Below are 10569 nucleotides of genomic sequence, written 5' to 3'. Positions count from 1 at the left end.
TGAGAGAAAGTCCAAGTCATCATTACTGATGGTTTTATGCAGGCTACTTCAGTCTACACCAATTGTCATGAGTATTATCTAAAAGTCTAGGAAAATATCATCCTAGCAATTGCTCCCCTGCCTGAAGGCGAGGGGATTCTTGGTTCTGCGACCTACCTTAAAACTATCTATCCTTGCGGCAGTGTTTAAACCTGGTATCCGTTCAAAAGAACCAAATATCGAGCTTAATTTAGATAGCCTCGCGAGGGTTTGTCTCCCCAAGCTTTCGAGAATTGCTTCTCTTGTTTCTGTGTGCCCCACAGTACATTTTAGACAGTACATTTTAGAAATAAAAAGTTTAGTCTCTGATTTTGGCTTACATTAGTTAGCCCAGCGATGTTTTTCGTGGTTTTCGCTACCCACTAACCATTATTGTTTTCCGACCCGTCGTTTGAGCGTGGTGTCTCATGTGTATCGGCGGTTATTCTACCTGTAGTCTAGTTATTGTACTCTACAATGAACACAATGCAAGAAAGTTCAAGAAAACAATTAACAAAAGTTGATAATTAATTAAAGCCGTCCTAGAAGGACGGGGCTTTATACCCAATTTCTTGGTAACAAGTTTATACCGAGTTGAATTCAAATTAGTTTCAATCGCTCTCTCCGGCGTGGTAGGAACTGCGGACGAGAGGCCCCGATCGCACGCGCTCAAACCCCATCTCCCGCGCGATCGACCCGAAGCGGTCAAATTCGGTCGGCGTCCAGTATTTACGCACTGGGAGGTGCTCTAGAGATGGTCTCATGTATTGACCGAGGGTGAGCCGATCGCACTTGGCGTCCCGCAAATCTGTCATCGCTTCGACTATCTCGGCTTCGGTTTCCCCGTGCCCCAACATCAAACCGGATTTTGTGGGAATAGTAGGGTCATATTGCTTAACAATACGCAGAACGTCGATCGAGCGATCGTACTTCGCCCCCCTCCGCACCGGCCCTTGCAACCGACGCACCGTCTCAATATTGTGGTTGTAACAAGCGGGTTTAGCCTCCACCACCGTGCGAATTCGCTGTCGCTGCAACTCATCAAGGCCGGAATTCTCCCCGTCGGGTGCGGGCACGGGGAGGGCGGGCACGGGGAGGGCGGGCACGGGGAGGGCGGGCACGGGGAGGGCGGGCACGGGGAGGGCGGGCACGGGGGCACCGCCCCTACCTGTTCCCCCCCAAAAATCCGGCGTCAGTACCTCAACTTCAGTATGCGGGTTAAGGATGCGGATTTGGGCGATCGTCCTGGCAAACCAACCCGCACCCCCATCCGGCAAATCATCCCTCGCCACCGAAGTCAGCACCGCATAGCGCAAACCCAACAACTGCACAGCCTCCGCCACCTTTTGCGGTTCCTCCGGGTCTAGCGGCATCGGAGAATGACCTTTATCTACTTGACAAAAAGCACAAGCGCGGGTGCAAGTCGGCCCCATCAACAAAAAAGTCGCCGTTTTTTGCGCGTAGCACTCGCCCCGGTTGGGACATCTCCCCTCCTCACAAATCGTGTGAATTTGCCGCTGTTTGATAATTTTTTGCACTTGGGAAAGTTCGCTAGCTTTGCCAACGGGCCTACGCAACCACTCCGGCATCGCCTCGATTTCACCCCGCATTTGGGCGGCAACTGCTTTGACAGTAGGAGTTTTAGGAGTTTGGGGGGACATAAAATTAAGTGGCGATTGAGTTAATTCCTTCGATCGTATCCGAAATCAAAGCCCCTGAACTTGTAGGAGTACCACCCGAAATCAGGATCGCGCCGAGGTGCAACAAAACTAAACTCGCCCAGAATTATGGGTAGAATTCTGTTAGGGATATACTGAAGGTTGCAAATCATCACTCATTCATTACTGAAGGAGTCAGTCGTGGCTGGTCAAAAAATCTTGGTAATCGATGACAGTAAAGTCATCCGCGTCCGAGTCCGAGAGATGTTGCCGCAGGGTAACTTTGAAGTTCTAGAAGCAAAAGACGGCGAAGAGGGACTCAAACTGATCCGTCAAGCCCGTCCAAATCTAATTATGTTAGATTTCCTACTGCCCAAAGTCAGCGGTTGGGAAGTGTATCAAAAAGTGCAAGCCCATCCTGAGCTTTCTAAGATACCTTTGGTGATCATGTCGGGCCGCGAAGAAGAGGTGATGGAAAAAATTCCGAAACCCTTTGAGAAGCATTTTTTTGCATTTATCGCCAAACCGTTTGAGAAGAAGCAGCTAACCGAGGCGATCAAATCGGCGATGGTACTGGCCAAAAAGAAACCAGTGCCGGAAGCCCCAGCCGCCGCCGCTGCACCCACTTCGGGAGGGGGCGCCGCCGAAATTGAGGCGATGACTGTGAAAATGGCGAAAATGCAAGCGGAAATTGATGCACTCAAAAAACAAATGACTCAGGTGATTACAATCATCAAGCAGAAATTGAAATAATTCTGCTGTTTTTTGAAGGCACTTATGTAGAAGGAAACTTCCACACCGTGAAACTTTCCGTTGAGTCTCAAGGGCTGCGATTTTATCGGCATTTTTTTGCCAAATTGTTTGAGCAAGTGCGATCGCCAATAGCCTGCAACTGGTTTCTCAAAATCCCAGTGAGAAAATCAATTAAAAGTTAAAAATAAAACAAGGGAGGAAATTAATTATTAATTTATATTAGGATTTTTAATGGGAGCATCTCATATGTGTAAAAACACTTCTTCTGGCTCCTTTCTTCTTCCTCTTTGCTCCTGCCTCCTGCCTCCTGCCTCCTGCCTCGGGCCTCAAAACTCCAATTTCTAGCTGGGCTGCTTTCATTGAGATGCTCCCTTTTTAATTCCCGCTCGTTCCACACTCAATTATCAACTCCTCAGTCTCATTTTTTTGGTTAATGACTAACGACTATTCCGATTTTTTGCCTCAACTGCGTGCCTCAACAGAGCAATTATTGAAAAGATTAGACTGCTTCGATCGAGCGCAGGTATTAGCGATCGGAGATTTGACCTTGGACGAGTTTCTTACCGGACAAGTAGAGCGAATTTCCCGCGAAGCACCTGTGTTGATTTTGCGCTACGAAAATACTCAGCAAGTACCCGGAGGTGGCGCAAATGCTGTCTATAATTTAGCCAAACTGGGAGGCAAAGTAAAAGTTGCTGGTTTGGTGGGAAAAGACGACCAGGGAAAGGCTTTGTGCGGTATTTTTGAGGCGGCGGGAATTGATACGGGTGGGATTTTAATCGATTCGCAGCGTCCAACAGTCACCAAAACTCGAATTTCCGGGCACGCGCGGCAGTCGGTGACTCAGCAAATTGTCCGAGTCGATCGCAAATCGGACGAGTTGCCGGATTTAGATTTGCAGTTGCAATTGGCAGACTACATCCGGCAGCAAATACCAACAGTAGATGCCGTGGTTTGTTCCGACTACGGCGACGGAGTATTGACAAATTTGGCGATCGAATCGGCAGTGGTTCCCGGCAAAACAATTGTAGACGCTCAAATAAATTTGCAGCGATATTCTGGAGCAATGCTGTTTACTCCGAACTTGCCAGAAGCCGAGCAAGCCGTCGGATATGCTATCAAAAACCCTCACACTTTAATGCAAGCAGGACGCGATTTATTGAACTTAACTCAAGCTCAAAAAATCCTGATTACTCGCGGCGAAGAAGGGATGACTTTGTTTGAAAGGGCCAACGGCCAAGAAATCAAAAATTCACCTTCTCCAACATCGAATTGTGAAAAGGGGGAATTTGCCATTCAAAGTTGGGACATTCCCCCTTTTAACAAGACTGATGTATTCGACGTAACCGGTGCTGGAGATACAGTTGTAGCAGCAATGACTTTAGCTTTGTGCGTCGGTGCATCGGGTTGGGAAGCGGCAGTTTTGGGCAATTTGGCGGCTAGTATTGTCGTGCGTCAATTCGGTACGGCGACAACAACGGTAGAGGAGATGAAAGAAGCTTTGCTATCGCTCCTGAATCTGGAATAAAGCCAAAACATAAACCTGCTGGCGATCGATCGAGCATCTATCAGCACTTGAGTTTTTAATCCTGTTTTACTTCAGGCAAATACCCTGGCATTGAGTTAATCTAGTTTATATATAAATTAGTTTAAAAACTTATGGCTGAGACTTCAGGCTATTACGTTCGCGCTGCGAAACTTGCAGAAGTCGAGACAAAGGGCAGTTTGTTAGTGAATTTGGAAAAACACACGATCGCCCTTTTTTACTCAAACGATCGGGTATACGCGATCGACAACCGCTGTCCCCACATGGGTTTTCCCCTCAACGGCAGCACTTGCAAAGATGGCATAGTCACCTGTCCTTGGCACTACGCCCGCTTTGATGTCGCCAGCGGCGGTACTTTTGACTCTTGGGCCGACGACGTGCGATCGTTCCCAGCGGAAATTCGCGACGGGGAAGTTTGGGTAAATTTAGCACAACAGCTTGACCCTTACGCCCACCAGCGCCAGCGACTTCAAGATGGGTTAGAACAAGGAATTTCTCTAGTCATCGCCAAGTCAGTGATTGCCTTGCTAGATCAGGGGGCAACTGCCAGCGAACCTTTCCAAATCGGATTAGAATTTGGCACCCGCTACAACAAATCGGGATGGGATACGGGTTTATCGATCCACACCTGCTTGATGAATATACTGCCTTATCTAGATCCAGAAGACCGAGCCCCCGCCCTCTATCAGGGACTTTCGGCAGTGGCCCGCGATAGTGCAGGCGCACCTCCTCACTTTGCGGTTCACCCCTTGCCTAATTCTGAGGTTGATGCAGAGACACTCAAAAGCTGGTTCCGGCAATTTATTGAAATCAGAGACAGTGAAGCGGCGGAACGATGTTTGTTGACAGCAGTACGCGCGCCTCTTGAACGAGAACAAATTGCTGATATGCTGTTTGCTGCCGCTACTGACCACCGCTACATTGATGTCGGTCACAGCCTCGACTTTATTAACAAGGCGTTAGAAGCCCTGGATGCAGTGAATTGGGAAGGGGCAGAAACTGTTTTCGCGAGTTTGGTGGCTGGTTTGGCGAATGCGGCGCGCATGGAAGAGTCGAGTTCTTGGCGCTACCCTGTGGATGTGGTGGCAATTTTAGAGTCAGCAATGGCGCAGTTGCCTGCAGCTTTAGAAATGGGCCGATCGCACCGGGGCAATTGGTTGGGAAGAGAACAGTTAATTCCGATGTTGTTGGGCGAAGATGTATTGGCGATCGTCGATGCACTTTTAACTGCCTTGAAAGAAGGTTGTAGCGAAGACGAATTAGCCAGTGCAGTCACTTATGCTGCTGCCCTCCGCGTAGCCCGGTTTAATACGAATAACGACCACAGCGACTGGAATTCAGCGCACCATCCCTTTACCTTTGCGAATGCGGTGCATCAAGGATTGCGACGATCGCCTTCAGTAGAGTTGCTGCGGGGAGTTTTCGATGCAGCGATCGGCGTATATCTCAACCGTTTCTTAAATGTACCGCCTGCGCGACTTCCCGAACCAACAGATGTAGTTGAGAATCCAGAGGAATTGCTCAAACAACTGCCAGACTTGTTGGACAGACAGCAACAGGTGAATCAAGTCGGTAAATTAGTTGCCAAATACTTATATAGCGGTGGCAAATCGGAACGGTTGATGGCAGTTTTAGGAAAACTGATGCTGCGGGAAAATCGGGATTTCCACGTTATTCAGCAGGTAGAAGTGGCATTTCGCCAGTATGCTTTATTAGAGAATGCGGGCGATCGCATTGTGGTATTAGTAGCGGCGGCAAGGTATTTAGCCGCCCATGCCCCGACAGTGCGATCGCAAGCACAAACTTATCAAATGGCCGATCGATTGCACCGGGGCGATCGCTTATTTGAGGAGTCACCGGAAGTATAGCTTCTCGTCATAACTCACATCTTGCACCAATATCAATAATCCTTTTTTGGGCGGGATCTCCTGCCCACTCCACAAGAAAACTCATTGAGCAGAACCCTACATTCCCATCAGGTTGATTCACTGGGTGTGGGATGTAGGGTGTGGGATCCCACGCGTAAATAAAGTGCAAGCCGCTATACAGTTCGTGGCGTCTGGGATTAAAATAAGGAGGCTCTTATGTTTCGTTTAGACAGGGATTCCAACCCCGTCTAAACGAGTGCTCCCAAATCTCCAGATTTGGAAGGGGTTTTAAACCCTTACTGCTTTTAGTCGTGGGCAGAGGACGGAAGCATTTCTCCTGCCTCCTGTCCTCTGCCTTCAGGAGATAAAATGAAACCCGAATTCAATTTTTTTCAGCATTGGTATCCTCTTTCGCCAGTCGAAGATTTAGATCCCAAGCAACCAACATCTGTGACACTTCTGGGACTGCGTTTAGTCATCTGGAAACCAAAATCATCTGAAACTTTCCAAGTGTTTTTAGATCGATGTCCGCATCGGCTTGCTCCCCTAAGTGAGGGTCGCATTGATGACGAAACAGGGAATTTAATGTGTAGCTATCATGGTTGGCAATTCGATCGGCAAGGAATTTGTACTCATATTCCCCAAGCGGAAAATCCAGAACTTGTAAGCAAGAATAAAGAAAATCTGTGTGCTGTAGCACTACCAGTTCGTCAGCAACAGGATTTACTCTGGATTTGGCCAGATGCAAAATCAAGCGAACAAGCTGCAAATACACCCTTACCTTTATCACCGCAAATAGATGCAACTAAAGGCTTTGTTTGGTCTTCTTTTGTACGAGATTTAGAATATGACTGGCAAACTCTTGTGGAAAATGTGGCAGATCCGAGTCATGTTCCTTTTTCTCATCACGGCGTGCAGGGCGATCGCAAACAAGCAAGACCGCTCCCGATAAAAATTGTGCAATCAACACCCAATTTGATTGAAGCGACTATAGGAACAGATGTACAAAGAACAATCACTTTTGAACCACCTTGTCGCTTGGAGTATGCGTTCAGTTTTAACGATGGCAGCAAACAGTTTGGACTTATCACCTACTGTATACCTGTATCTCCCGGTAAGTCCAGAATTGTCGCTTCTTTTACCCGTAACTTTGGCAAAACACTCCATCATCTCACACCCCGTTGGTGGGATCACATCAGCAATCGCAATCTGGTTCTTGATGGAGATATGGTTCTTCTACAGCAGCAAGAATATTTTCTCCAACAAACACAATCTACCCAAAGCTGGAAAACTGCCTATAAGCTACCTACAAGTGCAGACCGTTTAGTAATAGAGTTTAGGAATTGGTTTGATCGCTATTGTCACGGACAACTACCTTGGAGCGAAGTTGGAATCAATGTTCCACCAACACGGAATATCAATAGCGATCGCGAACCAATCCTCGATCGCTACAAACAACACACCCAACATTGTCGTAGCTGTCGAGAAGCACTTTTGATTGTGCAACGCTTGCAAGCAGTGCTTTTAATCTACTTTGCTATTACTGTTTGCGCTGTTGCTCTCCTTCCCGATAGATTGCAACTGACTCTGGGTTTACCCTTAATTGTGACAGCACTATTAGGTTTAGGAGCTTACGCTTGGCTGATATTCTGGCTTCGTCCGAGATTTTACTTTGTGGACTACATCCATGCGGACAGATAGAGGCGTTCATGCTTGGAAAAAGTATTAGCTTGCTTATTTTGTTAGATAAAGTTATCACTAGATTAGCGGGTTCTCCTGAACTTGCGGTGATATTTTTATCTAATTAGAAAAGCAAGCTAATACGCTTCTCGAAAATTATCAAAGTTTGAAAAGCCATATCCTTGTCGCATAATTAACTTAATTCGATTATTTATTCCTGATATCACTCTACTTGTTGTGCGATTAAGAAAGTAATTACAAATCCCTTCAAAATAATTAACAATTGTCTAAGTTGATTCTTGGAAAAATATTTGCACATAATTCAGCCAATCCTTGAACTCTGTATGAGCTATTTTGACGCTCATCTTGGTCTCAATACGGTTCAGATAAGAATAATCTGATTTCCTTTCACAAGTCTGGAACTCTGATAAATGCGTGAAATGAAATTCGTCTGAAAGCCCTAACTGAACCGTATTGAGTCATAAGGCACTTCTTCAGTAAATAATTGCCCCGATCATTTCTTGGAAATTATCCCCTTGTCATCAATTTTCAAATCTGTCTTGGGAAAATCGCTCTTGGTCAAACGGTCAATCAACCCCACAGTCCTAAAATTGTTATCAACAGTCGGCACACCTCGCCCGTCAAGTTGGATGGGGATAATCTTACCAGAAACAAAATCCCCTTGCGGAGTCATTTTCACATCCAAAATTAGAGATTTACCGAGTGCTCCGGCTGTGGACAAAGTGCGATAACCCAAAAAATTGCCCAGGGAATAAGCAATCAATTTCCCTTTATAAAGTTCCATCGCTCTGGGAACGTGCGGGCCATGTCCCAAAATCAAATCTGCTCCCGCATCAATCATCGTCCGCGAAAACAAAACCATATTTCCCCGGTTTTCTCCGTAAAAGAACTCAGTTTTATTTCTCACATTGATAGCTCCCGTTCCTTCAGCTCCAGCATGAACTGATATCACTACAATATCAGCCTTTTCCTTAGCTTTTTTGACAACTTCTGCTCCCGCTTTCAGTTCCAGCAAGGAATTGTGAACGTCGCCGTAGTTGCTGAAACCGATAAAGGCAAAATTCACACCCTTGACATTTTTATAAACAATTTGATCTCTTTTGCCAACAGCCTTCATGCCGTTGCTGTCGATGTTTTTAATCGTGTCCTTAAATCCCTGCTCGTTAAAATCGTAAGAGTGATTGTTGGCAATACTCAAAATATCAAAACCAACATCTTTGAAAATTTTGGCATAACTCGGAGGCGTCCGAAAGGCAAACAGCATTCGTCCGCCGCCTGCTTTGGAACTGTAAGGATAATCGGTCATCGTGCTTTCAAAATTGCCAAACAGAATATCAGCTCCTTGGAGGTACGGTTTTACGGACGCCAATAACATCTCTTTTTTTGCCGGCAGTTTGTTGTAGGGATAATTTGTGCCGGGGATCATGTCACCAACTGCTTTGATGCTGACAGTGGCGGGCACAATGGCAGGTTTTTTGGCAGCCGGGGAGGGCGATTTTGCAGCGGGAAGGGGTTTGGCTGCGGCTGCTGGTGCGGGTGTCGAGCTCACTTCTTGTACCGCAGGCTTTGACGTTAGAGGGTTATTAGTAGCGGTGGGTGAGGATTTGTAAAGTTGAGAAGCCAGCACAAAGCCGGATATCGGTACGAGAATTAGACTCAGAACACCGACTGACAGCCCAGATTTTTTAGTTTTAGTGCCTGCTAATTCTGGCTGCGGTGATGGCTTTTGCTGCCTTTGATGTGGGGGTTTTGGAGTTGGGATTTTAGGGGGTTGGGGCGGAGATTGTTCTGGTGTTTGAGTGGGCGCAGTGGTGACATTTTGAGGTTTTTCTAGCTTGGGCAAAGTCACAGGAATGGGAGAAGCGGGTAAACTAGCGGCTACTGCTGCACTGGCAGCTACTGCGGCATTCACGGCAACTAACGGACTCACGGGTTCGGAAGTCAAGCGTTTTTTTAATTCTACCGTCTGAGTCCAAGCGGGCAATTGCTCGCCGTCGCGCCGCCCGTAAACTGTCACTGAGTAAAGGTTATTTGGTTGCAGCCGCTGCAACCCTTTGACTGCGACTCGGAGACAGGCTTCTTCTGCGGGTAAATGTTCTGCTTCCAGCAGCAGGTGCAGGCTGTCATTTTCCCGGCTGGCTTTAGCCGTGACGCCGAAGCTTTGGAGTGCTTGGCCGATCAGAAATGCGATCGCCCTGGCATCGCCTTCTTTTGCTAAATTTAAAATATCTTGTTGGCTCACAAACGCCTCTACTCTCACACTAGAAATTTAGCTCGATCTTATATCAAATTTGGCGGCACAGCATTAAATACCGATTGATTTAACTTAAGTAAGTGGGTACAAATAAACAAAACGTTGGCAGAGGACGCCTGCGTGAAAGGGTCTACTCGCTCTCACTACAGATCCTAACTAAATCCGACCCTGCTTTTACAAGATAGTATGATTTTTGGCGCTTGCTAGCTGACTACAATATTTCCTAACGGTTATCTTAGTCGATCGCCCAAACACTTCTATCCGGCATAATTGCCCCCTTCAAATTAACATCCGTCAAATCAGCGCTCTCTTTGTTACAGCATTTTGGGTAAATAAAACGGGTTTGTGAGCGTCGAGAGTGCGTCCTGGAATGTACTGAAAATAGGCGGTTTAGCAGCGAAGAATTAACGAAAAAACCGAGTTTATCGTTACGAGTGCCAATGCCCCTGTCCCACTTCCGCCCAAATTCACACAAAAACGATCTACCCGCAGGCTCGGAAGCTTGTTAAAATTTTGGTCAAGCCACGCTATTGGTGAGAAATAGACGGCTAGCCACAATCGTCTGCTAACGCCCCCGCAATGCTGCGCTGCGGGGCCTGCACTGCACACTGCACGTAGGTGAGATTAGCTGCAATCAACTTTCGGGATGCCGCTGCTAAAGTCGCGGCCGCCGATGTAGTTGTTCGTTTGAAACTAAATAGGGCTTGCTGAATATATCGGTCGCACTTGACGTGGCATGGGTTAAGAACTGGTGCGATGCAAGTCAGGTGC

At 47.0% G+C, this 10569-nt stretch carries 8 protein-coding genes; 4 read left to right on the top strand and 4 right to left on the bottom strand.

Features of this window, described 5'->3' with window-relative positions; genetic code table 11:
* Positions 1-629: 629 nt before the first annotated feature.
* Complete coding sequence (locus QT990_RS34545) at positions 630-1679, bottom strand: lipoyl synthase (RefSeq protein WP_333301008.1); 1050 nt, start codon at positions 1677-1679, stop codon at positions 630-632.
* Positions 1680-1877: 198 nt separating this feature from the next.
* Between QT990_RS34545 and QT990_RS34540 the strand changes: the two genes are divergently transcribed.
* From QT990_RS34540 to QT990_RS34525, 4 genes are all read left to right on the top strand, one after another.
* Positions 1878-2429, top strand: a complete 552-nt coding sequence (locus QT990_RS34540) for a response regulator (RefSeq protein WP_333147961.1) — start codon at positions 1878-1880, stop codon at positions 2427-2429.
* Between the two features lie 433 nt (positions 2430-2862).
* A complete protein-coding gene (locus tag QT990_RS34535) occupies positions 2863-3957 on the top strand; it encodes a PfkB family carbohydrate kinase (RefSeq protein WP_333147963.1) in 1095 nt (364 codons plus the stop codon).
* Between the two features lie 131 nt (positions 3958-4088).
* Positions 4089-5843: a Rieske (2Fe-2S) protein gene (locus QT990_RS34530; protein WP_333147966.1), complete on the top strand. Its 1755-nt coding sequence runs from the start codon at positions 4089-4091 to the stop codon at positions 5841-5843.
* Between the two features lie 369 nt (positions 5844-6212).
* On the top strand, positions 6213-7544 hold the full coding sequence (locus QT990_RS34525) for a Rieske 2Fe-2S domain-containing protein (protein ID WP_333147968.1): 1332 nt from the start codon (positions 6213-6215) through the stop codon (positions 7542-7544).
* Between the two features lie 116 nt (positions 7545-7660).
* Here the strand turns inward: QT990_RS34525 and QT990_RS34520 are convergent, their stop codons facing one another.
* The 3 genes from QT990_RS34520 to QT990_RS34510 all read right to left on the bottom strand — a co-directional run.
* Positions 7661-7750: a transposase gene (locus QT990_RS34520; protein WP_333147970.1), complete on the bottom strand. Its 90-nt coding sequence runs from the start codon at positions 7748-7750 to the stop codon at positions 7661-7663.
* A gap of 287 nt (positions 7751-8037) precedes the next feature.
* Entirely contained in the window at positions 8038-9786 is a 1749-nt protein-coding gene (locus QT990_RS34515; protein ID WP_333147973.1) for a CapA family protein, read from the bottom strand.
* A 560-nt stretch (positions 9787-10346) separates the two neighbouring features.
* Positions 10347-10569: hypothetical protein (locus QT990_RS34510; RefSeq protein WP_333147975.1), on the bottom strand; the 223-nt coding region annotated here is incomplete at its 5' end.

The sequence above is a fragment of the Microcoleus sp. T3_B1 genome, assembly GCF_036700445.1.
In the GTDB taxonomy this organism is placed as follows: Bacteria; Cyanobacteriota; Cyanobacteriia; order Cyanobacteriales; family Microcoleaceae; genus Microcoleus.
Note: the sequence above shows the minus strand (reverse complement) of the source record. Positions and strands in the feature narration are given on the sequence as shown.